This is a genomic window from Methylacidiphilum caldifontis (genome assembly GCF_017310505.1).
Classification (GTDB): domain Bacteria; phylum Verrucomicrobiota; class Verrucomicrobiia; order Methylacidiphilales; family Methylacidiphilaceae; genus Methylacidiphilum; species Methylacidiphilum caldifontis.
The window spans coordinates 474,425-500,953 of the sequence record NZ_CP065957.1 but is presented as its reverse complement, the minus strand read 5'-3'; the positions used below and the strand labels follow the sequence as shown (position 1 = coordinate 500,953).

20 protein-coding genes are annotated in these 26,529 nt (G+C 41.6%); 11 read left to right on the top strand and 9 right to left on the bottom strand.

Annotated features, from left to right (window positions below):
* Positions 1-6: 6 nt before the first annotated feature.
* Both rpoB and rpoC read left to right on the top strand, forming a co-directional pair.
* Complete coding sequence (gene rpoB, locus IT6_RS02360) at positions 7-3,876, top strand: DNA-directed RNA polymerase subunit beta (protein WP_134438995.1); 3,870 nt, start codon at positions 7-9, stop codon at positions 3,874-3,876.
* A 21-nt stretch (positions 3,877-3,897) separates the two neighbouring features.
* Positions 3,898-8,070 (top strand): DNA-directed RNA polymerase subunit beta', encoded by a 4,173-nt coding sequence (gene rpoC / locus IT6_RS02355; RefSeq protein WP_206827353.1) that lies wholly within the window; start codon positions 3,898-3,900, stop codon positions 8,068-8,070.
* 87 nt (positions 8,071-8,157) lie between these two features.
* Here the strand turns inward: rpoC and IT6_RS02350 are convergent, their stop codons facing one another.
* Both IT6_RS02350 and IT6_RS02345 read right to left on the bottom strand, forming a co-directional pair.
* Positions 8,158-9,045 carry a bifunctional 5,10-methylenetetrahydrofolate dehydrogenase/5,10-methenyltetrahydrofolate cyclohydrolase gene (locus tag IT6_RS02350; RefSeq protein ID WP_206827351.1) on the bottom strand — a complete coding sequence of 296 codons (888 nt, stop codon included), beginning with the start codon at positions 9,043-9,045 and terminating at the stop codon, positions 8,158-8,160.
* 19 nt (positions 9,046-9,064) lie between these two features.
* Positions 9,065-9,904: an NAD-binding protein gene (locus tag IT6_RS02345; RefSeq protein WP_206827349.1), complete on the bottom strand. Its 840-nt coding sequence runs from the start codon at positions 9,902-9,904 to the stop codon at positions 9,065-9,067.
* 104 nt (positions 9,905-10,008) lie between these two features.
* Between IT6_RS02345 and proB the strand changes: the two genes are divergently transcribed.
* The gene (gene proB / locus IT6_RS02340) at positions 10,009-10,818 is read left to right on the top strand and encodes a glutamate 5-kinase (RefSeq protein WP_206827340.1); all 810 of its coding nucleotides are present in this window, start codon (positions 10,009-10,011) and stop codon (positions 10,816-10,818) included.
* Positions 10,778-12,040 (top strand): glutamate-5-semialdehyde dehydrogenase, encoded by a 1,263-nt coding sequence (locus tag IT6_RS02335; protein WP_206827338.1) that lies wholly within the window; start codon positions 10,778-10,780, stop codon positions 12,038-12,040. Before proB ends, IT6_RS02335 begins: the two co-directional genes overlap by 41 nt.
* Positions 12,041-12,139: 99 nt before the next feature.
* Here the strand turns inward: IT6_RS02335 and IT6_RS02330 are convergent, their stop codons facing one another.
* The 6 genes from IT6_RS02330 to IT6_RS02300 form a co-directional block, all read right to left on the bottom strand.
* A complete protein-coding gene (locus IT6_RS02330) occupies positions 12,140-12,805 on the bottom strand; it encodes a YrhA family protein (RefSeq protein WP_206827336.1) in 666 nt (221 codons plus the stop codon).
* Between the two features lie 12 nt (positions 12,806-12,817).
* The gene (locus IT6_RS02325; protein ID WP_206827334.1) at positions 12,818-13,948 is read right to left on the bottom strand and encodes a hypothetical protein; all 1,131 of its coding nucleotides are present in this window, start codon (positions 13,946-13,948) and stop codon (positions 12,818-12,820) included.
* Between the two features lie 65 nt (positions 13,949-14,013).
* Positions 14,014-14,820 carry an undecaprenyl-diphosphate phosphatase gene (locus IT6_RS02320; RefSeq protein ID WP_206827332.1) on the bottom strand — a complete coding sequence of 269 codons (807 nt, stop codon included), beginning with the start codon at positions 14,818-14,820 and terminating at the stop codon, positions 14,014-14,016.
* Positions 14,821-14,865: 45 nt separating this feature from the next.
* Entirely contained in the window at positions 14,866-15,681 is an 816-nt protein-coding gene (locus IT6_RS02315) for a D-alanyl-D-alanine carboxypeptidase family protein (RefSeq protein ID WP_242524300.1), read from the bottom strand.
* Between the two features lie 1,186 nt (positions 15,682-16,867).
* Positions 16,868-17,746 (bottom strand): ATP phosphoribosyltransferase, encoded by an 879-nt coding sequence (gene hisG, locus IT6_RS02305; RefSeq protein WP_206827330.1) that lies wholly within the window; start codon positions 17,744-17,746, stop codon positions 16,868-16,870.
* A 124-nt stretch (positions 17,747-17,870) separates the two neighbouring features.
* On the bottom strand, positions 17,871-18,365 hold the full coding sequence (locus tag IT6_RS02300) for an HIT family protein (protein WP_206827328.1): 495 nt from the start codon (positions 18,363-18,365) through the stop codon (positions 17,871-17,873).
* Between IT6_RS02300 and holA the strand changes: the two genes are divergently transcribed.
* Both holA and IT6_RS02290 read left to right on the top strand, forming a co-directional pair.
* Positions 18,347-19,522: a DNA polymerase III subunit delta gene (gene holA / locus IT6_RS02295; RefSeq protein ID WP_242524299.1), complete on the top strand. Its 1,176-nt coding sequence runs from the start codon at positions 18,347-18,349 to the stop codon at positions 19,520-19,522. The genes IT6_RS02300 and holA overlap by 19 nt on opposite strands.
* A 73-nt stretch (positions 19,523-19,595) precedes the next feature.
* Complete coding sequence (locus IT6_RS02290) at positions 19,596-20,360, top strand: glycosyltransferase family 2 protein (RefSeq protein ID WP_206827326.1); 765 nt, start codon at positions 19,596-19,598, stop codon at positions 20,358-20,360.
* Positions 20,361-20,379: 19 nt separating this feature from the next.
* On the opposite strand, the gene IT6_RS02285 is transcribed toward IT6_RS02290, so the two are convergent.
* Positions 20,380-20,952: an adenylate kinase family protein gene (locus tag IT6_RS02285; RefSeq protein WP_206827324.1), complete on the bottom strand. Its 573-nt coding sequence runs from the start codon at positions 20,950-20,952 to the stop codon at positions 20,380-20,382.
* A 167-nt stretch (positions 20,953-21,119) separates the two neighbouring features.
* On the opposite strand from IT6_RS02285, the gene IT6_RS02280 reads away from it, so the two are divergent.
* The 5 genes from IT6_RS02280 to IT6_RS02260 are packed head-to-tail and all read left to right on the top strand — an operon-like array spanning position 21,120 to position 26,393.
* The gene (locus IT6_RS02280; protein ID WP_242524298.1) at positions 21,120-21,905 is read left to right on the top strand and encodes a MotA/TolQ/ExbB proton channel family protein; all 786 of its coding nucleotides are present in this window, start codon (positions 21,120-21,122) and stop codon (positions 21,903-21,905) included.
* Between the two features lie 17 nt (positions 21,906-21,922).
* Positions 21,923-22,351 carry an ExbD/TolR family protein gene (locus IT6_RS02275; protein ID WP_134439010.1) on the top strand — a complete coding sequence of 143 codons (429 nt, stop codon included), beginning with the start codon at positions 21,923-21,925 and terminating at the stop codon, positions 22,349-22,351.
* A 47-nt stretch (positions 22,352-22,398) separates the two neighbouring features.
* Positions 22,399-24,759 (top strand): tetratricopeptide repeat protein, encoded by a 2,361-nt coding sequence (locus tag IT6_RS02270; protein ID WP_206827320.1) that lies wholly within the window; start codon positions 22,399-22,401, stop codon positions 24,757-24,759.
* Positions 24,759-25,784 (top strand): OmpA family protein, encoded by a 1,026-nt coding sequence (locus IT6_RS02265; RefSeq protein ID WP_242524297.1) that lies wholly within the window; start codon positions 24,759-24,761, stop codon positions 25,782-25,784. The genes IT6_RS02270 and IT6_RS02265 overlap by 1 nt, the downstream gene beginning before the upstream one ends.
* A gap of 51 nt (positions 25,785-25,835) precedes the next feature.
* Positions 25,836-26,393, top strand: coding sequence for a hypothetical protein (locus IT6_RS02260; RefSeq protein WP_206827317.1), 558 nt, complete (start codon positions 25,836-25,838; stop codon positions 26,391-26,393).
* Positions 26,394-26,529: the final 136 nt, after the last annotated feature.

Below are 26,529 nucleotides of genomic sequence, written 5' to 3'. Positions count from 1 at the left end.
AGAGATATGAATGGAAAGGTAGAAAGAATTAATTTTGGGAAAATTCGGGAAGGATTAAGTTTGCCTAATCTTATAGAACATCAGACTAAATCTTATGCCGATTTTCTCCAACTTTCTGTCGCTCCACAGGAAAGAAAACCTGAGGGGTTGCATGGAGTTTTCTTAGAAGTTTTTCCAATAGAAAGCTACGATGGAAAAGTCAGGCTTGAATATGTCAATTACGAGATTGGCGAATCCAAATTCAGCCCTATTGATTGCCTTCGTGATGGGAAGACTTATGCTGCCCCTCTTTATGTTACCTTTAGGCTCAAGGATGAAGAAGGGGTCAAGGAAGAGAAAGTCTACATGGGCGAACTGCCGATGATGACTCCGCAGGGAAGTTTCATCATTAATGGGGCTGAAAGAGTGATCGTCAACCAGTTGCATCGATCACCCGGTATCTGTTTTGAATCCAGTTTCCACAGCAACGGCAAAACCCTTTATTCTTTTCGGATTATCCCGGATAGAGGAAGTTGGTTAGAAGTAGCCTTTGATACGAACGATCTTCTCTATGTGTATTTGGACAGGAGAAAAAAGAGAAGAAAGTTTTTGATTACAACCTTGCTCAGGGCTCTTGCAGCGGCCTTATCCGGTCCTTCCTCTCCTTTAGGAACAGGTGGGGACGAAGATATAATAAGGCTTTTTTATTCGGTTGAAGAACTCAACCTGTCTGAGGGGATAGACGAAGAGAAAGTGGCTACAAAAGTATTGGTGAGCGAGGTCAGGGATCCTCATAATCCTGATGTCATATTGGCCAGGGCTTATGAGCCGGTAACAAGGAGTGTGGTAAGACAACTTTTGGATGTAGGCATTCAGTCCATTCATGTTGTCGATGTGCAGTATGATGACACGCTCATTAAATGTCTTAAAAAGGATCCTACAAAAGATCCTGTAGAAGCTTTAAAAGAAATTTACAGAAGGCTTAGGCCGGGAGATCCGCCTACGGAATCCAATGCCAAGTTGCTTTTGAAAAGGCTTTTGTTAGATCCCAAAAGATATGATTTGGGAAGGGTGGGCAGATATAAACTGAACCAAAAACTGAATATCCAGGTTGACCCTGACATCCGAATACTTAGCTGGGAAGATCTGGTTGCAGCTACCCGATATCTCATCAAGCTTAAAAAAGGCGAAGGCATTACCGATGACATCGATCATCTGGGGAGCAGGCGTATAAGGACAGTTGGCGAACTTGTTGCCAATCAATGTCGGATGGGCCTAGCTCGAACCGAGCGGCTCGTTAAAGAAAGGATGACCCTTTTCGATGTCAATACCGAGGGGATGACTCCCCAGAAGCTGATCAATCCCAAGGCCCTATCTGCGACTATAAGAGACTTTTTTGCACGGAGCCAACTTTCCCAGCTCATGGACCAGATTAATCCGCTTTCGGAATTAACTCATAAAAGAAGGCTTTCAGCTTTGGGACCGGGAGGACTATCAAGAGAAAGAGCCGGTTTCGAGGTGCGTGACGTTCATCCCTCTCATTATGGCAGGATTTGTCCCATAGAAACTCCAGAAGGACCGAATATAGGGCTGATTGCTACCATGGCTTCTTACAGCCGGTTCAATGAGTACGGTATTTTGGAAACCCCTTATCGAAAAGTCCTTAACGGTAAGGTGACTAACGAAATTGTTTATTTTACAGCTGATCAGGAAGAAAACTATGTGATTGCGATGGCCAATACGGCGGTTTCTGAAGATGGAACAATATTGGATCAGCGCGTCGCGGTAAGGTTTCGCAGAGAGTTCATGGAAGTGGAAAGAGAAAAAGTGGAATACATGGATGTTTCTCCCAAGCAGATCGTTTCCATTGCTGCAGGCTTGATTCCATTCCTCGAACATGACGATGCAAACCGGGCCTTGATGGGTTCAAATATGCAAAGACAGGCTGTTCCTCTCATTCAACCTGAAGCTCCCATTGTAGGTACAGGCATTGAAGAAAGGGTTGCGCGGGACATCCAGGCTGTTATCGTAAGTGAAATTGATGGGGTAGTGACATCGGTAACGGGCAACGAAATTATTGTGAGCCCTCCTGGCGGTCATACTGAACTGAAAAAAAGGAAAGTCAAGCAGGGAGCCGAAAAGGAAGCCGGGATTTACAGGCTCAATAAGTTCATGCGTTCCAATGCAGGGACTTGTATTAATCAAAAGCCAATCGTTAAAAAAGGGCAGACTGTAAAGAAAGGGGATATACTGGCTGATGGGCCCAGTACTCAAAATGGGGAACTGGCATTAGGTAGAAATCTGCTCGTCGCCTTTATGCCTTGGAACGGATATAACTTCGAAGATGCGATTATTGTTTCCGAAAGGATTGTTAAGGAAGATCTGTTTACGAGCATCTACATCGATGAATTTGAAATCGTAGCTCGGGACACAAAATTGGGACCCGAAGAAATAACCAGGGATATTCCTAATGTGGGAGAAGAAGCTTTAAAGAATCTGGATCAAAATGGAATTATTCGGGTTGGAGCTGAAGTTAAACCCGGGGATATCCTTGTAGGTAAAATTACTCCTAAAAGTGAAACTGAACTTGCTCCTGAAGAAAGACTCCTGAGAGCTATTTTTGGAGAAAAAGCAGCCGATGTGAAGGATTCATCCTTGAGGGTCCCCTCTGGTACCTATGGGATAGTTATGGATGTCCGAGTGAGTGAGGGAACTGCGCGTGTTCGAAAAGAAAAAATCAATGCTTCAGAAGCGAAGCAAAAAATTAAAGAAATTGAAGAAAAATATGATCAGAAAGAAGAAGAGCTTAGAGAGGAATTAACACAAGCTCTTTCCAATATCCTCTTGAATGAGAAGATCCCCTTAGATGTGGTTAATGTTGAAACGGGTGAGATTATTATTCCTGCTAACCGGAAAATCACGAAGGTTCTTTTAAGAAAAATGGCTCAGGCCTACGATAAGATCGAAATCGATCCGAGCCCGATTCGCTCAAAGATCTTTGAAATTATTGGCAACTTTGAAGCCAAATTTGAGCAGCTCAGAAATGATAGGGAGCTTGAACTTGATCAAATTGAAAGTGGAGAAGATACCGAGCCAGGAATTATTAAGCAGGTCAAAGTTTTCATTGCTAACAAAAGGAAACTTTCCGTTGGGGATAAAATGGCCGGTAGACATGGTAATAAAGGGGTTGTCTCTAAGATTGTGCCTGTTGAAGATATGCCCTATCTGCCCGATGGAACTCCAGTGGACATAGTTCTTAATCCTTTGGGTGTTCCTTCAAGAATGAACGTAGGACAAGTGCTTGAAACCCATCTGGGTATTGCTGCAAGAAAGTTAGGGTTTAATGTTGCTACTCCGGTTTTCGATGGAGTTAAAGAAGAAAAGATACGAGAGTTCCTGGTCAAGGCGGGTATGGATGAAGATGGGAAAAGCATTCTTTATGATGGTCGAACCGGAGAAAGGTTCAACCAGCGGGTAGTGGTTGGGGTAATCTACATGATGAAGCTTAACCATATGGTTGCCGATAAGATCCATGCCCGAGCTGTGGGGCCTTACTCGTTGGTCACTCAACAACCTTTGGGAGGAAAAGCTCAGTATGGTGGGCAGCGTTTTGGAGAAATGGAAGTTTGGGCGATGGAAGCCTATGGGGCGGCTTATGTTTTGCAAGAGTTATTGACCGTTAAGTCTGACGATGTCCAGGGAAGAACAAGAATTTATGAAAGTATTGTTAAAGGTGAAAATTACCTGGAAACAACGACACCGGAGTCCTTTAATGTCTTGATCAAGGAGTTGCAAGGGTTATGCCTTGAAGTGAGCATTGGTCAGCGCTCAGATTCAATGGGAATTTCAGTTAAGCCAACCGCACCTAAAGCTTTGAGCGGTGGGGAGGCAGCCTAAAACATTATGGAGGCAAAAAGTATGGAAGCAAAAAACTTAACAGCGCGCCAGGTACTTGGATTTCAAAAGACGATTGGATTTGATGAAGTCCAGATTTCTATCGCTTCACCCGAAACGATCGAGTCATGGAGCAAAGGGGAAGTGCGTAATCCTGAAACGATTAACTACAGGACTTTCAAACCTGAGAAAGGTGGACTTTTTTGCGAGAGAATTTTTGGACCGACCAAAGATTGGGAATGTGCATGCGGCAAATACAAACGCATAAAGTACAAGGGAGTGATTTGTGATCGGTGTGGGGTAGAAGTCACTTTGTCACGCGTTAGAAGGGAACGAATGGGACATATCCGGTTGGCGGTCCCTGTTTCTCATATCTGGTTTTTGAAATGCATGCCCAGCCGGCTGGGCTTAATTATGGATATGACCGCCAAAGACTTGGAGCGGGTCATTTATTATGAAGACTATTTGGTCGTTGATCCAGGGAAGACTTCTTTGAAGTTTAAACAGCTTCTTTCTGAACAGGAATATCGTGATGCATTGGCTCAATATGGAGAGGGGTCTTTTGTCGCGAAGATGGGAGCGGAGGCGGTAAGGGATATATTGAAACAGATAGATCTGGAGGCCTTAGCTAACGATCTGGCTATGGCGATGGAAGGGACAAGGAGTAAACAGCTTAAAAAGAAACTAGCCAAAAGACTAAAGCTGGTCCAGGGGCTTATTAATTCCCAAACAAGACCAGAATGGATGATTTTAGAAGTTCTCCCTGTCATTCCACCTGATTTAAGGCCGTTGGTTCCTCTTGAAGGAGGCAGATTTGCCACCTCCGATCTTAATGATCTTTACAGAAGGGTCATTAACCGGAATAACCGGCTAAAGAATCTTCTTCAGCTGAAGACTCCGGATGTGATTATTAGAAATGAAAAAAGAATGCTCCAGGAAGCCGTTGACGCCCTTTTAGATAACGGGCGACATGGTAGGGCGGTCACGGGGGCGGGCAATAGGCCACTCAAATCCTTGTCTGACATGCTTCAAGGAAAAACAGGAAGGTTCCGGATGAACCTATTGGGCAAGAGGGTGGATTACAGTGGGCGCTCGGTCATCGTGATTGGTCCCGAGCTAAAACTTAATCAATGTGGCTTACCTAAAAAGATGGCTTTGGTGCTTTTTGAGCCTTTTATGATTAGGAGATTAAGGGAACTGGGCCATGTCCATACGGTGAGAACGGCAAAAAAGATGATTGAAAAACAGGATCCCCTTGTCTGGGATGTGCTTGAACAGGTCACAGCGGGTCATCTTGTTCTTTTAAATAGGGCTCCAACCTTGCACAGGCTTTCTATTCAAGCTTTCGAACCTATTTTAATTGAAGGAGATGCCATTCGAATTCATCCCTTGGTTTGTACGGCTTATAATGCGGATTTCGATGGAGATCAGATGGCTGTCCATGTTCCTCTTTCTATTGAGGCGCAGCTGGAAGCAAGGTTGCTGATGTTAGCTCCTTTGAATATCTTCTCACCCTCCAGTGGAAAACCCATCACTACTCCCACACAAGATATCACGCTGGGCTGTTATTATTTAACCCAAGCTCCACTGAAAATAAAAGTTCAAGAACAGAAGAGAAAACCGTTGTTTTCAGATGCCCAGGAAGTCATTTATGCCTACAATGATGGGCTTTTGCAGATGCATGATCTTATCCTGATAAAGAATCCTGATTATGGTCGAAATACGGTTTTTGGGGATAAAACCAAGAAGGTTATCGAAACTACCCCTGGGAGAGTCATTTTCAACCAGATATGGCCACCTGAACTTGGTTTTTACAATAAGCCCGCAGGCAAAAAACAGCTTGGAGAGATCATTCTTAAATGTTACCAGACCATTGGTCGAGAAAGAACCGTTCAGTGTCTTGATAACCTTAAGCAGTTAGGTTTTGCAGAGGCCACAAAAGCGGGAATTTCGATAGGCATGGATGACATGATCGTCCCTGCAGAAAAGAATCGGATCATTGCCAAAGCCTACGATATGGTCAATGTCGTTGAGAGACAATATAGGTCTGGGGCGATCACCGATGGTGAAAGATACAACAAGATTGTTGATATTTGGACTCAAGCAACCGAAGAGATTTCTGGTGTCATTTATAAGACATTAGAAAACAACATGGGCCGACCCGAGTATAATCCTCTCTATCTTATGGTGGATTCTGGTGCTCGAGGTAATCGCCAACAGGTCAGGCAACTTGCAGGAATTCGAGGCCTTATGGCGAAGCCTTCCGGGGAAATTATAGAAAGGCCTATCATTTCTAACTTTAGGGAAGGCCTTTCGGTATTGGAATATTTTATCAGTACACATGGAGCGCGAAAAGGACTTGCAGATACCGCGTTGAAGACAGCTGATGCAGGCTATTTGACACGAAAACTGCATGACGTAGCACAGGATGTCGTAATCACCTCTCAAGATTGTGGGACAAACAAAGGGATAATTGTTAATGCTATTTATGAAGGGGATGAGGAAATTGTCAAACTCTCCGAAAGAATATTTGGTCGGGTATGTTGTGATGAAATTATTGATCCCATGACAGGAAAGATAATCATCAGGCCTGGAGAGCTGATTGACGAAAAGAAAGCCAAGGAAATAGAAGAAGCGGGAGTCGAGAAGGTAAAGATTCGTTCAGTTCTTACCTGTGAAAGCAAATGGGGTGTATGTGCCAATTGTTATGGATTAAATTTAGCGACCAATAGGATGGCCCGGCTAGGAGAATCTGTAGGGGTAATAGCGGCTCAATCCATTGGAGAACCTGGAACACAACTGACCATGCGTACTTTCCATATAGGAGGGACCGCTTCCCAGGTTTTCAAGCAACCCCAGATTCGTGCCCGTAACGATGGTATTGTGCAATACATTGACCTGAGGACGGTTAAAACCGCTGAAAACCATTTCATAGTCTTGAGCAAGAGTGGTTATCTTGCCGTATTAGATCCATCAGGCAGAGAACTCGAAAGACATACCGTTATCGTGGGTTCGATCATTTTGATTCCTGATGGAGAAATGGTCAAAAAAGGCCAGATTTTCGTCCAATGGGATCCTTACAATGTACCCATTTTGACTGAAAAAGGAGGAGTAGTTGAATTTCGAGATATTATCGAGGGAGTGACTGTTAAAAAAGAACTGGATGAAACGACCAAGCAAATTAGCACGATTGTCATCGAACATAAACATGACCTTCATCCTCAAATATTGATCCTTGATGAAAATACTCGAGAGGTGATCGCTTTTTATGGAATTCCTGCAGGGGCAAGAATCGAGGTGAAACCTGGGGATAAGGTTGTTGCTGGTCAAAGAATTGCACGAACTCCTCGAAAAATGGTTCAGACCAAAGACATTACTGGAGGATTGCCCCGCGTGGCTGAACTGTTTGAAGCAAGAAAACCCAAAGATTCAGCTGAGATTGCTAAAATTGATGGAATAGTCGAAGACGGTGGAATTATTCGGGGAAAGAGAAGAATTCTGATTCGAGATCCAGAGACAGGGATTGAAGAGGAGCATCTTATTCCTCTTTCAAAGCATCTGATTGTTTACAAGGGAGACGTGGTTAAAAAAGGTCAACAATTAACGGAAGGCCCGATAGTCCCTCAAGAGATCCTTGAGGTTTGCGGAATCCAGGAGTTGCAAGAATACTTGCTTAATGAGGTTCAAGAAGTTTACAGGTTACAGGGGGTGGAAATTAACGACAAGCATATCGAGATCATTATAAAGCAGATGCTGAAGAAGGTTAAAATCATTGATGCGGGTGATACGTCTTTCTTATGGGAAGAACAAGTTGATCGGCTGAAATTTGAAGAAGAAAATAGGATTGTCGAAGCAAAAGGAGGAAAGCCTGCGGTGGGAATTCCCGTTCTTCTTGGTATTACCAAGGCTTCCTTGGATACAGACAGTTTCATAGCCGCTGCAAGCTTCCAGGACACGACAAGGGTTTTAACCGAAGCAGCTACTTTAGGCAAGATTGATCCTCTCAAAGGGTTTAAAGAAAATATTATTATGGGCAATCTGATTCCTTCGGGTACGGGATTTCGGGTTTATCGGAATATCCGGCTAGTGGAAGTAGCTCCCTCTGAATATAAAGAGGAGAAAAAGGATCAAAAGATCTATGGTAATGGAGAGGAAACAGAAAAAGAACAAAAATGGCTTCCTCAGCTAGGGAAATAGATTTTAAGTTTAAAGCGTAGGCAGAGGTATTTTTAAGGAATAGGACTTTTTTAGGGATAAAAATTTCTTTTGTAGGAAGCTAAGAGGTTAGGGTTGGGATAATTCTGCAGCTTTGACCGTATTGGCTAAAAGCATAGCGATGGTCATGGGCCCTACTCCTCCCGGGTTGGGGGTGATCCAAGAAGCGATTTTTTTAATTTCATCGAAGTCCACATCTCCTACAATCCTATATCCCTGAGGAGAAGAACTGTCAGCAATTCGGCTGACTCCAACATCAACAACCACAGCTTTGGGTTTGACAAAATCTCTAGTCACAAACCGAGCCTTGCCCATGGCTGCAATGAGGATATCCGCTTGTCGGCAATGTTCTTTGATGTTTTGGCTAAAAGAATGAACGACTGTGACAGTAGCATTGGCATACTTTGATTTTTGCAGGAACAAAGCAGCTAAAGGTTTACCCACAATATTACTTCTCCCTAAAATAACGACTTCTTTACCTTCGATCTCGATTTTATAGCGTTTCAGAAGCTCTTGTATGCCCAAAGGAGTACAGGGATAAAAACAATCTTTTTCACCCAGGAGCATTTTCCCTAAATTTAAAGGATGAAATCCGTCGATATCCTTTTTTGGATTAATAGCAAGAGCTATTTGTTTTTCAGAAAGATGACTAGGAAGCGGAAGTTGAACAAGTATACCATGGATCGAAGGATCCAGGTTAAGTCGGTTCAGGTTATCCAACACTTCTTTTTGGGAGACATCTTCAGGAAATGAAATGATTTCGGACTGGATACCAACTTCTTGGGCTTTCTTCTGTTTCATCCTCACGTACAGTTCAGAGGGGGGGTGATTGCCAACACGCATAAACACCACACAAGGCAATATTCCTTTTCGTCGTAATCTTTGGACAGCTTCCATTGTTTCCCTATGGATCTGTCCGGCAATATGTCTTCCGTCTAATAACTGAGCTTCTTGCATCAGATTTTTCTCTCTAGGTTTAAGATGTGTTTTTATAAGTTTGAATTAAACTGGAGTATCCTTCTTTGAATGTAGGGAAATCAAGAGTAAAACCCAATGATTTAGCTTTTTTATTGGAAATTCTTTTATTGGAATATCCCCTTTTTAAGTGAGGTGGCCTAGGCTCAATGGGAGGTAAAGGAACATCAAGGTTTTGGCATAACCAGCCATAAAAGTCTTCTTCAAGAGTAGGTAAATCATCGGAGATATTGAACAAGCCAGGAATGGTTAGGAAATGTTCTATAGCAGCTGCAAGATCCGATCCATGAATCTGGTTTATCCATTTTTTTCTCGGGTCTATCCGCACCTTATTTTCGAGCAATCCCCTTATTCGATAGGTTCTTTGTGGTCCGTAAATACCCGATGCCCTTAAGACTGTGCCACCTCGATCAAGAACCTTATCTTCGGCTTTCTTGAGGATTATTCCTGATGGTGTGGTGGGGATAGAGGCTGAGTTTTCATCTACCCATTCTCCATCTACCTGGCTATAGAGAGAGGTGGAAGAAATAAGAACAAAAGGAACACCACTAGAAGACTCTAAAACATGATCAAGACCTACGGAAAAAATCTGTTCGAAGATTTCAACTCCAGACCTGCTTGAAGAAGCAGAAAAAACAAAAGCTGAAGCGTAAGGAAGAAGCAAAGGCAGCCTGCTGTCGGTAATATCGGCTTGGAGTGCTGGAATAGACTCTCTTTCAAGACTTATCCGGCTTTCCTCTGTTTTGACAATGCCCAGGACTTCCTTGTTTTGAGCTTTTAGCCTTAAAGCCAAAAGCCTGCCAATATATCCACAACCTACGATCACTACGGGAAGATTCATAGAGTATTTTAATATAATCTCATTATAAGGAGTGATCTAGGAATGATGATCGATTTTGCTCTTGTCGATTTTCGGTTTTCTCGTTTAATTTGAAAGGTTGAAAAATGAGACCAAAAAGATGGGTAGTTAAGTTCGGGACAGGTGTTTTAAGCACAAAAGAGGGTTCTCTTGATTTGCTGCAGATGGAAAATCTGACAAAGCAGCTTATAGAAATTAAAAAAAGACAGATCGATGTGATTGTGGTCAGTTCTGGGGCTATAGGTTGTGGAATGGAGATTTTGGGTTATGAGAAAAGGCCCGAGAATATAGAGGAGCTTCAAGCTTGTTCGACGTTGGGACAGCCTTTTCTTATGCATTATTATAAAAAGTTTTTTTCTTCTTACGGATTTCATGTCGCCCAGATCCTTGTAACCTATTTTGATCTGGATAGTGTTTCCCTGCGTAGAAATATTCAGAAGCTACTTGAAAACTTGTTGCTTAAAAAAACGGTTATACCGATAATTAATGAAAACGACTGTGTATCCTATGAAGAGATTCGGTTTGGCGATAATGATCGGTTATCTTCGCATATTGCTGTGCTAATGAATGTTGACCGGTTAATCATTCTTTCCAATGTTGCAGGATTAATGGATTACAGCAATGGTGAAAAAAAACTTATTTCCTATGTCGACAGGATCGATGACCAAATCGAGAAATTGGCTGAAGGAACTCGCAGTGAAAGGTCTGTGGGAGGGATGGTGACCAAGATCGAAGCCGCTAAAATATCTCTTTCAGCAGGAATACAGGTCCAAATTGCTGATGGGAGAGAAAAAGACGTTTTAGTTCGGATTTATAACGGAGAGCCTTTAGGAACTCTTTTCAGGACAAATAAAAATGAAAGATCTTTCGGAGCAAATTCAATATCTTTGCCGTAGAGCCAAGGATTCTAGCCGTCTTCTGGCTGAGTTATCCCCTAAGACTATCGATTACGGCCTGATGGCTATTGGAGAAGAGTTGCTTTCAAAAAAGGCTGAAATTTTAGGAGCTAATGAAAAGGATGTAGAAAACGCCAAGAAGGCTAGTCTTTCACCAGCCCTAATCGATCGGCTCTATCTGGGTGAAAAAAGGTTTGGAGATCTTCTCAAAGCTTTAGAAGATATTGTTTATCTACCCAGTCCACTTGGTGAAGTGATCGAAGAATGGAAAAGGCCAAATGGACTGTTGATTAAAAAAATAAGGGTTCCTATTGGACTTATCGGTATTATTTATGAATCGAGACCCAATGTGACGGTGGATTCTTCCGCGTTGTGTCTAAAATCCGGCAATGCAGTTATTTTGAGAGGAGGGAAAGAAGCTTTTAACACTAATTGTGCTCTTGTTGATTCCATTCATGCTGGGCTTAGAAAAGCCCAGATCGTTGAGGATGCTGTTCTATTGGTTCCCACTACGGATCGACAGTCGATTCCTATACTTTGCAGCCAACAAGGATTAATCGATTTGCTTATTCCACGTGGGGGTAAAAATCTAATAGAAACGGTTGTTAATCATGCAAAAATACCTGTGATCAAGCATAGCCAGGGTATTTGCCATGTTTATGTTCATGGCGCTGCTTCTTTTGAAAAGGCATTGAGCATAGTATTGAATGCCAAATGCCAGCGGCCCGCTGTCTGTAATGCAATGGAAACGCTTTTAATTGATGAAAAAATTGCCCCCGATTTTCTCCCTTTAGTGGTCAACGAGCTCCAAAAAAGAGGAGTAGAGGTACGAGGAGATCAGAACTGCTTGAATATTATGGGAGATCGACTCATTCTTGCTGATGAAGAGGATTGGTCTACCGAATATCTTGATCTGATTTTATCGATAAAAATTGTAAAAAATTTGCAAGAGGCTATCGATCATATTCGAAAGCATGGATCCAATCATTCGGATGCGATTGTCACCGAAGACAGCTCTGCTGCTGAAGCCTTTTTGCATAAAGTAGATTCTGCGGCGGTTTATTGGAATGCTTCAACCCGTTTTACAGATGGCTTTGAATTCGGGTTTGGTGCAGAGATCGGGATCAGTACAGACAAGATTCATGCCCGTGGACCCATGGGGCTAAAAGAGCTGACTACTTACAAATACATCGTTTATGGTAATGGCCAGATCAGAACCTAGGCTTTCCTTAAGTAAAAGAAATTGATAAAGATTGAAATAATAAAAAAAGGAGTAGAAATTTTTTTCCTTTTTACTTTACTCAAAAAAACGAATTAAAACTTAATTCTTCTTTTCGTTACCATTTTTCTTTTGTTCTTTATTTTCTGCCTCCTCTTCTTTTTCCTTGGCTTTGGTTTCTCTGGGTCCCTCTTCCATTTCTTCTTCTTCTTCCTCCTCCCACTCTTCTAAAACGATTTCTTCAGAATAAATTTCCTCTTCGGCCTGTTCTTCTTCATTTTCATCGACCAGCTCCTCTTCCTCTTCTTCTTCATCGATCATTTCTAATACTTCATATTTCAATACACTGGTCATCATGTCATCGAAGTCTTTAAATTCCACAACTTCTTGGAGATCTTCTTCGTCTAAAGCCAGGTATTTTTGAGTAGGAAAGTGGTAAGCATACCAGAACAGATTGGAGTAACCTAAAATAAGATAATCTTTATTCTGCTCAAAGGTGCCTATCGAGAGGTTTTCAGAGATCAATCCAGGAATAGCTTGGAGTTCTTCTTTTTCATGATCGGTGGAAAAAAAAACGACCCCGTTATGAGCAAGCCCATCAGCAATATTCAAAAATTCAAGATAATCTTCAGGTATTTCAATACCATATTTTTCTTTTATCTGATCCCTGTAGGCTAAAACCTTTTCTTTTGGTCTTCCTCGAAAGGGCTCAAAACCTGCATCCATCTCTTCCTGATTGACCATTTCTAGATATTCAAGGTATTTCATAACCACCTTTGTTTAGCGGTAAATCGCGCGTTCTTCTTTTCTTCCTTTATTCTTTGTAGCGAGTAGGGGTAAGCGATTACCCTGCTCATTGTGTATTTTATTTTCTTTATCTATGATTGGCAATCTAAATTTTGGTTTGTGAGAGAAAGGCAGTCTTTTCCCATTAATGACAGCTCCTGGAGGCAACCATTCAAGGGCAAATGAACCAGCTGCTTGAGCAGCGGTATCTCGTGCCTGGATATTGTTGGAATGCTCTCTGTTTTCTTTTGAATATATTTTTTGATAAATTTTGATCGTTCCCCTATACGGGGAAGGAATACGATAAGGTTGATTTCCTAGTAGACGTGAAAAAGCGACAATCTTGTTTTCCCAAGAAGGGGGTAAGGTAGTCTTGGGGTCAAGTTTTTTAAGTTCTTGGCGTAGTTGTTCAACGGATTGAACCGGTTTTTGAATGGGTGGATAAATCGGAAAGAGGGGTCTTACGGCATAGTAAGGTTGGGCTATCCCCGTATTTCCATTGATCTGAGGGTGAAGAAAGAGAGCATGCCAAAAGTGATGGGGATTAAATTGGTTATTGTGACTTTTAAATGTTTGAACAAGGACTAGGTTTTCAGGGTCGTTTGGTGAACGCTGGTGGGTTGCTTTCACACTTTTTTGAATGATATGGTGACAGTTGTATGTGTCCTGGCTGTTTTCATGGGGTGGGGTTTTTATCCGTTTAAGTCTTTTGAGGCTGTACATTGCGATAGCGTTACGCCGAATCCCATCCTCGTCAACGAAGCTCCCTAGATTTCGTTTAGGCACCTTGCCTTTTTTCATCATCTCCCAACCTTCCTTGCCTACGGCCAGAAGACTGAGTGGTTTACCTACGGGATGATTAGCAAGAGCAGCAAGAAATTGGGGTCTAATTTTCTCATATTCCTTAACAATTTTCCTGTACTCTTTGCTTTCTCTATCTATGGGTATAACGGTTGATTTTTCTAGGACTATTCCTGGAGCTTCTGGACAGCCATCGAGAATTGATTGGGGATCCGAAAGGCTGTTAAGATTTTTGATCATCCGGTCTACTTTAAAAAGCATTTCCCTTGAAGGGATAATATTGCCTCGAGCGTCTCTAAAAGTAGTGCCTTTTTTCTTGCTCATGAAAAAAGGGTAGGGCGATATAAGATCAGAAGAACCCAAAAACAATTGTTATCTTTGAAAAATGGCTAGACAGCTTTCCAACCAAAAGCAAGGAGAGCGAGCAGGAAAAAGCCAAGTATTATCCTATACCAAACAAAAGGAATGAAGGTATGGGTTTGAATAAAAGAAAGAAGCCATTTTACCGAGATAAAAGCCACGATTGCGGATATGAAAAAACCGATAGCCAGTGTCAAAGGGGAGTCAATCGAAGGTGTTTTTAAAAAATGGGTCTCTTCGATCCATGAAAAAAGGCTAGCCGCGAACATTGTCGGTATCCCTAGAAGAAAAGCAAACTCGGTGGCAGCAGGTCGAGAAACACCAAGAAGTACCGCCATGAGGATTGTCGCTGCTGACCTTGAAAATCCGGGCAAAATTCCGGCTACAACTTGACTTACTCCCACACAAATCGCTGTTAACCAGCTGATTTCTTCTGCAAAGGATTGCCTATGGACGGTTGCTTTTTCTGCAAAATAGATCCAAAAGGCTCCTCCGAATATAGCTATGATAACCGGTCCAAGGTCCTTAGGAAGCTCCCAACCCATTTTTTTTACCCCAAGTCCAAGGATGGAAGTAATGGTAAAAGCTAGGAAAAGTTTAAGAAAATAGGGAATTTTATCCGTGTGTTTCCATAAGAAGAGAAAACTGGATACCCTTTGTTTATAGATTAGACATACGGCTAAAACGGCACCCAGTTGAATAAATATGTTAAAAGTTTCAGACTTTTCTCCTAGCCAATGTTCAGCAACCAGAAGATGTCCTGTACTCGAAATAGGAAGAAATTCAGTTACCCCTTCAATGATTCCTAAAAGGATCGCTTGCCACAGCTCATTCATGAGGAATAGTTAGAAAAGAAAAGAGTACTGGCTTTTTATAAGTTTTTAAAATTTTTCTTCAACAGTATACTGCGGTTTTACCTGGGCAAAGCCATAATCGAAAAGAATGCGTGCGTCATACCATTTATCTGGACTATGGAGTATGGTCAGATAAAGAGTATGTCCGTTTCTTTCGCAAGCTGCGGCATAGGTATGCTGGGAAATTCTTGTCCATCCAGTCTTGGCTGGTCCCATGCCCGAGTAGCGACCAAGTAGTCGGTTGTGGTTATACATCACACGCTTTATGCCGCCGTTTTGAAAATGGATCATGCGTGTTTGACAAATTTGACTAATGGCCGGAATTCTTATAGCTGCTTGAAATATGCGCATGAGATCACGCGCAGTCGTATATTGTCCAGGCTCAAAAAGTCCATGAGGATTAACAAAATGGGTGTTTGAGCAGCCAAGCAACTGTGCTTTGTGATTCATCTCTTCAACAAACTTTTCCACCGAACCACTGCAAGCCCGAGCTAGAGCTAAAGCGGCATCGTTGCAAGATCCAATTAAAAGTTCTTCGACAAGCTGGTAAATCGAAACGACTTCTCCTGCAATCAAGGGAACATGCGAAGGTTGGATCAGTGTATCTTCTCTTTTGATCCTAACCTCACCTTTAAAACCGGTTTTTTCGTAAACGAGCAGGGCGGTCATGAGTTTGGTCGTACTGGCAGGGGCATAGGGAACATCATCGTTTTTGGCAAATAGGACTTTATGGGTTGTGGCGTCATACAAAAAGACACCACTGGCTTGAACAAGAGAGGAGACTTGCTCGTAACTCAGGTTACTAAAGTTCGCATGGCTACCATGATGTCGACTCCTTGCCAAAAGGTTTGCTGGTTGAGCAAAGAATAAAATTGTAAAAAGTGAAGTTATTAAAATAAATAAGGGAAAACGGTTGAAATGTTTTCGTAAGGACGATTGGAAAGAAAAAGAACTCAAGACAATCATAATCCATAATTATATTTCTCTCAGATATGAGCTGTCCAGAAATATTTTGATATGAATGGATACTGGTAGCCCACTCACTGCTCTTTTTATAATTTAGACCCCTTTAATCCTTAAAGGGAATTTCCATGATTTGACCAAAGATTAAAACAATGCTTTTGGGAAAAATCATAGCGATACTTTCAATGGAAAAAAGGATTGAGATCTGTTAACCATCCCTATCCCTTTAGTAAAGGTTAAGGTCCGCTAAAGCCGCTTGGCTTTTAGCTATGGAACGCTGAATTTAGACTTTTTCCATAAGAGACCTTGGAAAATCCTCTGTGGATCAGGTTTCTGTGATTCCGCTAGGCTTTGAGCTCTACTTAAACAAATCACATACCGGAATCATAACATTCCTGGATGCAAATATTGTATCGTTGCGATGAAACCAATGCTTGATCAGAGGGCAATAGGCACACATTAATTGTGTAAAAAAAGCTAGCTGTGCTCGAAAGCTCTATCTAGGTTGTTCCCGGTTTTATCCCTTAGGTTTATGGTGATGGCCGCAATCAGGCACTGGCTGTATGTATTTTATTTGACCTCTCTGAAGCAGCCTGTGTGGGCATGTTTTGCTTTCTGTTTCATGTAGACGATATCCCTGTTGCATTCCAGGGCTGACTCAACGGTGGGAATGAAATCTTCTGCAATGATTGAGATGCAAACTATCTGGATTATTAGGACACCTTTTCTGTACGCAACCATGGTCGGTGTTGCTCAAAAGTTACCTCAAGAACACCTTGTGTAGGAAGCCCTTAAAAGCATAGGGGCAGCCGTGATTCTTTTTAGATACAAACACGACAACTGGAATCGGCCGGTTGCTTGTTCCTGCGCAAATGATCGGTAGGGGCGGATGAGGCCTTAGTTAAAACTATCGGCTATAAATATCCTGAACTTGAAAGGAATACTTATTTATGCCTTATACCTTAATCTTTTTTTATGTCTGTTTTCACGCCTTCGTTTGCGGCGCTTATGCTTGTTCATTTTTGCCTTGCGGCGTTTTTTTAATGATCCCATGTCCTATAAACTCTTAATAGATGATTTTGTTTAAAGAATATTCAATAATCCCCTCCGCTCCCATTTCTTTTAATTGCGGAGCAAGATCTCTAACCTGACTTTCATCTAGAATTGTTTCCACCGCCACCCATTGTCCATCCGCTAAAGGGGAAACAGTAGGGTTACGGAGTGAGGGTAAAATTTTTAGAATATCAGTTAATTTTTCTTTGGGCACGTTCATCTTTAGCCCAACCTTGTTCCTGGCATTCAAAGCTGATTGTAAAAGTAGAGCCATAGAGGAAAGTTTTTTTCTTTTTTCAGGTTCTTCCCATATTTTATGTGAACAGATAAATTGAGGGAAACTTTCCAAGATGACATCAATGACCCGCAAATGATTTGCTCTTAATGAAGAGCCTGTCTCAGTTATATCCACAATGGCATCGACAAGTTCAGGTACTTTTACTTCTGTAGCCCCCCAGGAAAATTCGACGTGAGCTTCTATGCCCAGTTTCTTTAGATATTGTTTAACCATGTTGACTGCCTCCGTAGCTATCCATTTACCCTGTAGATCAGAAGGCTTGTAGATGGGCGAGTTTTCATGTACAGCCAGTACCCATTTAACAGGAAGGGAGGTGGACTTGTTGTATTTTAATTCACAAATGACATGTACGTCGGCATCGTTTTCTAAGATCCAATCTTTGCCTGTAACACCGCAATCCAAAAACCCTTGTTCAACATAGCGGGCAATTTCTTGAGGTCTGACAAGCCTGACCTCCAGTTCATCATCGTCTATGGCTGGCCTGTAAGCACGACTACTCCGTGCAACGATGTAACCAGCCTTTTCAAAAAGCTCTATCGTCGCATCTTCTAAACTTCCTTTGGGGATTCCGATCCTTAATTTCAAACCACTCATGGGAAAGACCATCACTCTATTCAATCTTTAAGTTTTGTAAAGATATTTTTGTTTAATTTTTGGAGCAATGAGAAAAAACAAAAGAAGGTTAAGTTTAGGGAAAAAGGATTGAATTTTAACTTGGTTACACATCTTCTTCTTCCCGTGCAAGATCTTCGATGAGCAGTTTATAAACCGTAGGCAGATCGTCGGGGTGAACTCGTGTATGACCAATGGTTGTAATGAAATTGGTATCATTTCTCCAACGGGGGACTAGATGCCAGTGGAGGTGGCTTTCGATTCCTGCACCTGCTGCAGCTCCAATATTTAATCCTACGTTGAAACCATGGGGAGAAAAAAGCCTTTGAATGCTTTTGCAAAGCCTGTTAAGGGTATGAAAGCATTCTAACATTTCGGTTTCGGTTAACTCCGTGATACTTTTAATTATCCTATAGGGGACAACCATACAATGAGCTGTATTGTAGGGATAACGGTTAAGAAGAGAAAAAGATACTTTACCTCGAGTTAAAACAAAATTCTTTTCATCCTCCTGACTCTGAGCGATGATTTCAAAGAGATGAGCTGTTGTTTCTTCTTTTTCAAAATAGGCTTTTCTCCAAGGTGCCCAAAGATGTTCCATGGCATTTTCATTTTATTCATGAATCGATGAAAGGTAAAGAGAACAAAAAAAATCGTGTTTTTATTTTTGGGGGTGAAGATTTTTATGAAGCCCAGAGGAAAGCTTTAGCTTTCATTGAGCAGTGCAAGAAAGAAAATCCTAGCATAGAGCTGGTGAGCCTTGATGATAATAAAGAAAGCACATCGGACTCGATAGCTGTGCTTGGACAGCTCAAAGAAGAAATTTTAACTCCTCCACTCTTTGATGAACTCAAGCTTATCTTTTGGAAAAATGCTCGGTTTTTAGCTGCCGGTGGCTTGGGAGAGAAAAAAATAGAGCAGGGGGTTGAAGAAATTCTAAGAATCCTTAAAGAAAATCCCCCTGAAAATCTCATTGTTGTTATCCTTGCTGAGTCGATAGACAAAAGGAAAAAGCTCTTCCAGGAGCTTAAATCGCTCTTTAAGGTTGAACTGACAACTAAACTCGATCCTCTAGATTCCTCCTCGGTTATGGAGGTGATGGAAAAACTTGAAGAAAATGGAATTGAAGCAGATCTAAACGTTGCGCTACAACTTTTGATCGAATCAGGATCCCAGCGTTCCTTGCTCGATATGGAAATCGAAAAACTCTCCCTCTATCTTGGTGCAAAGGGCAGAATCGAAGAAAAGGCTTTAACCGACCTTTTTTGTGGAAGAAGAGAAACGGTTATCTGGAGGTTTTGTGATCTTGTAATGGGTGCAAAATTCGATCTGGCATTTGTGGAATTGCGCAGTTTATTGCAAGAAGGAGGGTCGGAAATAGGGATTATTCTTTCCTTATCCCAAAGAATATTTTGGGCTTGTCTGGGTTTAATTTTAATCAAAAAGGGGTTGCTCCAATTTCAGGGAAAGGGGAAGTACTTGAAGTTAAACATAACTGAAGAAGCCGAGTTTGTTTATCCCAAAAAGAAATCGGGAGAAAGGATAAACCCATGGGTTTTTGGTCATAACCTGGAACAAGCCCAAGGTTTAGGATTGAATTTTTGGTTGTGGGCATTTCAGCAGGCCTATGAGACGCACAAAAAACTCATTTCGGCCAGCCTTACCACTGAACATAAGGCTAAAGTCTTAGAAAGACTTGTTGTTAAGATGAAAAGATATGCTGAAGATTTCAACCCAAATACTATTGCTAAGGGTTGATTCGGTTATTTAGGAAAGGAGCTAAATTCTCTAAATTTTAAAATAGAAAATTGCCAATTTATAGAGTTAAATAATGACTGTGATTAACGAGAGAACCGAACCGGTGGATCTTTCCCTTATTATTCCTTTCCATAATGAAGCCGAAAATATTCCCGCTTTACTGACCGAATTGGACCATGCACTTGAGTCCTTGGGACTTCATGTAGAAATCGTTATGGTTAATGACGGCAGTACAGACAGTTACGAGCGGCCGGCTTCCACCCCAAGATTCCCGATAGTCTGGTTAGATTTGACAGAAAGAAGCGGCCAGAGCGCAGCCATGTATTTTGGGATTAGTCAAGCTTCAGGCCGGTATGTGGCTTTTATGGATGCGGACCTGCAAAATGACCCGAGAGATCTAAAAAAATTGTATTCCCAATTGAAAGCCGAGGGGTTGGATCTGATCACGGGGTTGCGCAAGAACAGGAAAGACAGTTGGTTTCGGAAAATTTCTTCCCGGATTGCTAATGCTATTCGTTCGGTACTTTTGGCTGATAACACCCGGGATACAGGCTGTTCATTAAAAATTATGACGGCAGAGGTAGCCCGGAGACTTCCTGGATGGAATGGCATGCATCGGTTTATTCCCGCCCTGGCACTAGCGATGGGCTTTAAAGTGGGAGAATGCCCAGTTAACCATCGCCCAAGAAGGGCAGGAAAAAGCAAGGTCATTTCATGGAAAAGAGCGATTCAAGCGACTGTTGACCTGCTTGGAATGATCTGGCTACGGAAAAGACAATTCAAGGGACGACTAAAACCTATAGCTACGAATAGTCTTAAGAAAAACATCGCTCCTTAAAAAAAGAAAATTTTTCTTTTCAGGGTAGGGGTTTTAATATTTCGCGCAATACCTGGTAGGGAAGCACAGAACAGTCGATCTCGATAAGACGTTCTGGAGAAAAAAGATTTAACAGGGGTTTTGTTTCTTTTTCATACACTTCGAAGCGTTTTTTTATCACTTCTTCATTGTCGTCCATTCGGTGATCTGATGCGGCTCTTCCCTTGAGTCGTGCTTCAAGGATAGATCGGTCAGAACAATAAAGATGATAGACATAAAGGGCTTCTACCTTGTCTGAAAGGATCTGCCATTGCCTCACGTTTCGAGGAAGTCCATCCAGGACAAGGTAATCAACCTTTGGACGGAATCTTCTCTCTGTAATCATCTTTTCAATATAGGAATTAAAAAGTTCAACGGTGATTTCATCGGGGACAAGCAAGCCTTTTGAAGAATATTCAAGAAATGTTTTCCCGATGAGGCTTTGCGTATCGACTGAACGAAAAAGATCTCCGGAAGAAAAATGAAAAAAGCCAGGAATAGTTCCAAGAATTTTACCTTGAGTTCCCTTGCCGGAACCGGGAGCACCTATGAGTAAAAGAGAGTTGTATTTCACTGTGTTTTTAGTTTTTTAAATGGAAATATAAAAAAAAATAGTTTTTTTCAATATTCAATCAAGATTGCCAATGGCATTTTAATTAATAAACTAAAAAGAAATAGTTCATGACTTTTCTCCATATTTTTTTTTAAATTATCTAAATAGAGGCAAACCAATTTTTGATCATGAATTTAGTTTATTTTATACATAATGGTTTTCTTTTTTGGGCAGCGGCAGCAGAAGAAGGGACAACAAAACCAATAACCGTCTTTGACCTCCTTAAATCGGGGGGGTGGGTAATCTATCCCCTTTTTTTTATCTCTTTTCTCGTTGTGGCTTTGATTTTTTATTATTTTATTTCCATTCGTATTTCTGCTGTCTGGACAAAAGACTTGGACCGGAGAGTAGAAAATGCACTCCGGAAAGGTGAAATATCTTTGGTGTCAGAAGTCATAAAAAACAGGTCTGAAGGATGTGCCCGGCTTTTAAAAGAGGTAATTAGTTTTTTATCCAAGCACAAGGATGCAGATTTGGAGTCAGTTGTTGCTGTAGCTGAAGCTTTTGGCAGCGGTTATTCTTCATTACTCAACCAACGTATTCTTTATTTGCTCGATGCAGGAGTGATTGCACCCATGTTGGGTCTTTTTGGGACTGTGGTGGGTATATTAAGATCTTTTGGCTCGATCGCTGCCGAACCTTCCCCAATGAGGACCCTTTTGCTTGCAGGGGGGGTTTCACAAGCTTTAGTTTCAACAGCAATTGGTCTTATTGTAGGCATTGTGGCCATGTTTTTTTACTCTTTCTTTAGAGGGAGGGTCCAATATCTCATCTCTGTTTTTGAAGAAAGGTCTGTGATATGGGTTCAAGAAATTTATCTTTTGAACAAGAAATACAAAACTTCCCCCGAACTCAAAACGGTTGCTTCTTCATCTTTTGAGGAGGAAAATAACGACGAAATCAAGGAAGAATAATAGGTGAGCATTGTCATATGAATTTTAGGAAAAGGGTAGGAACAGAACAGATTGGCTTGCAACTGGCGCCGATGATCGATGTGATCATGTTTTTGCTTTCTTTTTTCTTGTTAACCTGGAATTTGGCGCGATACGAGGCGGATCTTGAAGTAAAAATTCCAAAGGCCAAAAATGGGGAAATGCCAAGGAGGCTACCTGGAGAAGTGATTATAAACATAACCAAAGATGGGCAAGTCAATTTGAATCATAGAGTTGTTTCGGCACAAGAACTCGAAGAAATTATAAAAGGTGTAATTCAGCAGTATCCGGATCAAGCGATTATTATCCGGGCTGATGAAGAGACTTCCTACAAGGAAGTCATAAAGGTTTTGGATGTTTGTCGGGGAGTCAATGCCTGGAATATAGCCTTTGCGACGAATCGGCCGGATATGACTTCTTCCCGTTAAAGGAAAAAAATGAATTTTGGGTTTTTAATAGTTAGTAATAAAAAGGAATGAAGTTCAGGAAGCTTATCTGGAACAAAAAATTTGGTGCCGGTTTATTTTTTGTTTTTACGCTTTTCCATTTTTTGAGCGCCGAAAGATTACTTCTGGCTCGTACAGAAAAGATTAGTCAATCGGTTGAAATCGTCCCCACAGCTGATCTTGAGCTAGATAGAGCAGTGGCCCTTTATAGGCAGGGCAACTACGAGGAAGCGATCAAGATATTGTATAAGATTCTGCCCTTTTTAGCTGCAGGCAAAAAAACGGAAGCGCTTTTTACCATGGCTGATTGTTATCGGATGATAGGAAGAAAAGAGGAAGCGATAAAAATTTATCAGATGCTTATTCAAAATGATCCCTCTAGTGCTTTTGTTCCTACAGCTTATTTTTGGGTAGGAAAATTGGAATCTGAACTGGGCGAATTTTCCAAAGCGATTGTTGCACTTAAGGTCGCCACCGAAAAAGCCGATCCTCAAACCTCAAGGGCTGCTAGTTTCTTGCTTGCTTTATGTCAGCTCCAAACAAAGGAAGAAGAAAAAGGGATTTACAAGTTGCGGGAGCTGGTTGACAAGGCTCCAGATCTTAGAGTAGATGCTGCTGGAGTCCTTGCAGCCTATTACGAGTCGATTTTTGACTGGAAACAGGCCTTGCAGTATTGGTCGGTTGTCTTGCGCGAAACAAAGGATCCTTTTGTTAGATCGAAAGCTTTAGCTCGGAGCGGTTGGGCAGCTTGGAAATCGGGTCAACTTAAAGAGGCCGAGCTTTTTTTTACTCAAGCTTCAGGAGGTCCTCCTTACACGGAATGGAATAAGTTGGCTAACAGCGGGCTGTTTCAGTTTTATCTATCGCAAAAAAGGTACAACGAAGCCATCCAGTTTTATGAGAAACATAATGATGGGTTTGTCGATAGCCAGAAAGAGAAACTTCAGATTGATCTTGCCAATGCCTATTTGGAAATGAAAGAATATTCCAAGGCCACCTCTCTTCTCGATGCTTTTATAACTACATATCCTAAATCTAGCCTCGTTGACCTTGCTGCTTACGAAAAAGTATTAGCCAATTATTACCTTGATAAGAGCTCCTTGGAAACCAATATTAGTCAATTTTCCCTCCAGTATCCTTCTTCCCCCTATCTCTATGCTCTTATTTACTTAAAAGCCGAAGACTTCATCAAGACTGGAAAGTTTGCCTTGGCCCTTCCACTTTGGGAAAAACTGGAATCTGTGCATTCTGCGTTTGTTCCACCAGGAGCCATTCTTTTGGGAAAGGCTAATGCCTATTATGGACTTGAAAAATGGACTGAAGCCGCATCGCTTTACAAAAGTTTTTTGACAAACTATCCCCATTCAAAAGAACTCATCCCAGTAAAAATGAGCCTTGCGAGTTGTCTGGAAAAAATTGGGGAAAAGAGTGAAGCTTTGAAATGGTGGAGAGAAGCTTTGCAAGCTCTGAAGAGAACGGATCCCGAAAGACAGACCTGTCTTGAACATGTTGGCATTTTAGCCTACGAACTCAAGGAAAAGAGTCTTGCAGCGGAGACTATGCAGAAAGTATTGACCGATTACCCTCGTTCTTCTTACCGGGGTATAGCGGCATGGATCGTCGGACAGCAGAAATATGATGAAAAACAGTATGATCAGGCAAAGGAATATTTTTCCATTGCCCGGGAAACTGAGCCTGAAAAGCTCTATTTAGCGGCTACCTTGATGCTCGCCTGGATATCTTATCATCAAGATGATGTAGAAAAGGTATGTGGTTATATCCAATCCTATGAAGACAATTTTAAGAGTGGTGCTGAACCCATTCCTCCTGAACTTTATTACTGGATAGCCTGCCAACTCCTCAAAAAAGAAAAATGGGATAGCGCTGTTCTTTATTTTAAAAAGGTCATTCAGGTGGCTAAACCCCAAGATAAGTATTTCGTTTCAAGTTTATGGTTGCTAGCGGAAACGGATCGCAAACTTAAGAACTGGAAAGAAGCGAACAACTATTACCTTGAGTTCCAGAAATCGGCTCCAGACTCCGCAAATAATTCCCCCGTACTGTTGGGATTGGCTGAGACACAGATTGCCCTGGGAGAATTTGCCCAAGCACAGAAGAATTTAGAGGAAGTCATGCTTAAAGAACCTGAGGGGGAGAATAATGCGAAAGCTCGCATGCTCCTTGGAGATAGTTATCTTGCTCAAAAAAATTATAAGGAAGCGGCCAAGGCTTATACAACCTTAAGCCTGATCTATCAAGATGATCACATTACTCCCCGAGCGATGCAAAAGGCCATTTTATCTTTTTCAAAGGCGGGTGATAGTGATCAAGCTGCTTTCTGGGAAAAAAAACTCAAAGAAAAATATCCTTCATTTAAACCGGACACTTGATGAAAACTGAACCTTTCCCTTCACTTTCCATAGTTCTGGATCGGAAAACACTTACCCTAGCAATTGTCATTTCGATCCTTCTTCATTTGGGTTTTATTGTGACAGTTGGTCCTATCCGCATCAAAAACATCTCTTTGCCTTCCACAGCCAAAAAATTTAACCGCAGACTAGATTTAAAAAGAGCTGAGCTACCTGCTTCGATTTTTCAGGCTCGGGCTGATACCAAAAGTCCGTCGGTAACTCCAATCCCAGCCCTTGAAGCTCCAAAACAGATCAAAGCCATCAATCCTTTGGTTCAAGACGTAACTCAAGCTAACCCGGTGAGGATTCCCATGCCTTCTGTGGTACCGGGAGGAGCTCCTGAAGTTGCGGTACTGTCTCCTACTCCTCCTACTGAACTTAGTCCTTATGAAGAAGATACTAAGTCTCAGCTCCAATCCATGATTTCGCACATGATCGTCGGGCCTTCCTCTCCGGGCGTGCCGAATACGAACAATATTCTGCCTTCGGGTCTTGGTCATGATCCTATCCCTGGAGCGAGTGCACCTGGCCAAGCGGGAACCCATCCTACCGGAACGAGTGGGGGAGAAGGCATTCCTGGAGTAGATGATATTCAAACCCAATTTAAAGCAGCAGCTAATTTTGATCCCAGGGTTCCACAACCTGTCGTTTTGCGTCTTCCTAGTGATATCCTTTTTGACTTTGATTCAGCCAACATTAAACCAACTGCTGAACCTCTCCTTTTCCAGGTGCTCGAAATATTAAAAAAATACAACCGGGCTGATGTTGAAATTGGAGGGCATACGGATACTTTCGGCGATGAGATGTATAATTTGCAACTGAGTGAACAGAGAGCTTTTGCCGTTCAGCAATGGTTAGAAGCTCATCTTCCTCGGGGCATGTATAACTTTCATGCGACCGGTTATGGGAAAAGTCATCCTGTTGTTAATCCTCGAGGTTCAATCGAAGAGCAGGCTAGGAACCGTAGAGTAGAAATAGTAATTCGAGCCCTAGTCGATGAATGAAGTTTTTTCTTCTGCATTTGTTTTCTTCGGAAAAGACAAGTATAATAATATGTGAAAAGAAAAGTTTTCTTCTTTTCCCTTTTATTTCTTATTTCTTTTTTAAATTTAGCATTTAGCGCTAAAAAGGATGTTTCCTTACCGTCACATGACAAAATATACATTTTAGCTGTTCCTGAAGCATGGTTTAACAGGCCGCCGGAATTCGTTTTGTCCAGGTATGATTATCTTTCCCAAAGAGATTTCTTCTATAAAGAAGCGATTTCTGCTTTCAAAAGAGCTTATCCTTCCTTGGAAGTAAAAAGGATTGATAAGATGAGCCAAGCTCAGGAAGGGATTCCCATTGTTCGGGTCGATTTGGGCAGATGGAGGTATTCTTTTATAGGAACCAATACCGCTACAGACATTGTTGTACGTCTATTTGCCGAATATTATCCTTCGAAGGAATCAAAAGGAATACCCTTGGGTTCTTTTGGAAATATCCAGAGAGCTCATGTTTGGCTTTATGACGGTTACCGAGATTTTAACGAAGATTACCTAAATGCTATACGCCCAGCCTTAGACAAAATTGTTCGTGCAGTTGGTCCCTTGTTAACTGCCCATCATAAGTAATCTGTATAGATTCATCCTTTCCAATTTTCATAAGAAATCCTTTTTTATGGTTAACCATAGACTGATTTCGTTGCATTTATTCTTTTAATTTAATCAATAAGTTATCCTTTATTTTTTAAGCTTTTTTTTGTATATA

Bases quoted from the DNA above. Each gene is read 5' to 3' on its own strand.
- IT6_RS02350 (WP_206827351.1), bottom strand. From the start codon at position 9,045: ATGCAAGAAGCTCAGTTATTAGACGGAAGACATATTGCCGGACAGATC.
- IT6_RS02290 (WP_206827326.1), top strand. From the start codon at position 19,596: ATGACTGTGATTAACGAGAGAACCGAACCGGTGGATCTTTCCCTTATT.
- IT6_RS02280 (WP_242524298.1), top strand. From the start codon at position 21,120: ATGAATTTAGTTTATTTTATACATAATGGTTTTCTTTTTTGGGCAGCG.
- IT6_RS02270 (WP_206827320.1), top strand. From the start codon at position 22,399: ATGAAGTTCAGGAAGCTTATCTGGAACAAAAAATTTGGTGCCGGTTTA.
- IT6_RS02275 (WP_134439010.1), top strand. From the start codon at position 21,923: ATGAATTTTAGGAAAAGGGTAGGAACAGAACAGATTGGCTTGCAACTG.
- IT6_RS02335 (WP_206827338.1), top strand. From the start codon at position 10,778: ATGAAAGATCTTTCGGAGCAAATTCAATATCTTTGCCGTAGAGCCAAG.
- IT6_RS02265 (WP_242524297.1), top strand. From the start codon at position 24,759: ATGAAAACTGAACCTTTCCCTTCACTTTCCATAGTTCTGGATCGGAAA.
- rpoC (WP_206827353.1), top strand. From the start codon at position 3,898: ATGGAAGCAAAAAACTTAACAGCGCGCCAGGTACTTGGATTTCAAAAG.
- rpoB (WP_134438995.1), top strand. From the start codon at position 7: ATGAATGGAAAGGTAGAAAGAATTAATTTTGGGAAAATTCGGGAAGGA.
- IT6_RS02300 (WP_206827328.1), bottom strand. From the start codon at position 18,365: ATGGAACATCTTTGGGCACCTTGGAGAAAAGCCTATTTTGAAAAAGAA.
- IT6_RS02330 (WP_206827336.1), bottom strand. From the start codon at position 12,805: ATGAAATACCTTGAATATCTAGAAATGGTCAATCAGGAAGAGATGGAT.
- IT6_RS02320 (WP_206827332.1), bottom strand. From the start codon at position 14,820: ATGAATGAGCTGTGGCAAGCGATCCTTTTAGGAATCATTGAAGGGGTA.
- IT6_RS02345 (WP_206827349.1), bottom strand. From the start codon at position 9,904: ATGAATCTTCCCGTAGTGATCGTAGGTTGTGGATATATTGGCAGGCTT.
- proB (WP_206827340.1), top strand. From the start codon at position 10,009: ATGAGACCAAAAAGATGGGTAGTTAAGTTCGGGACAGGTGTTTTAAGC.
- IT6_RS02325 (WP_206827334.1), bottom strand. From the start codon at position 13,948: ATGAGCAAGAAAAAAGGCACTACTTTTAGAGACGCTCGAGGCAATATT.
- hisG (WP_206827330.1), bottom strand. From the start codon at position 17,746: ATGAGTGGTTTGAAATTAAGGATCGGAATCCCCAAAGGAAGTTTAGAA.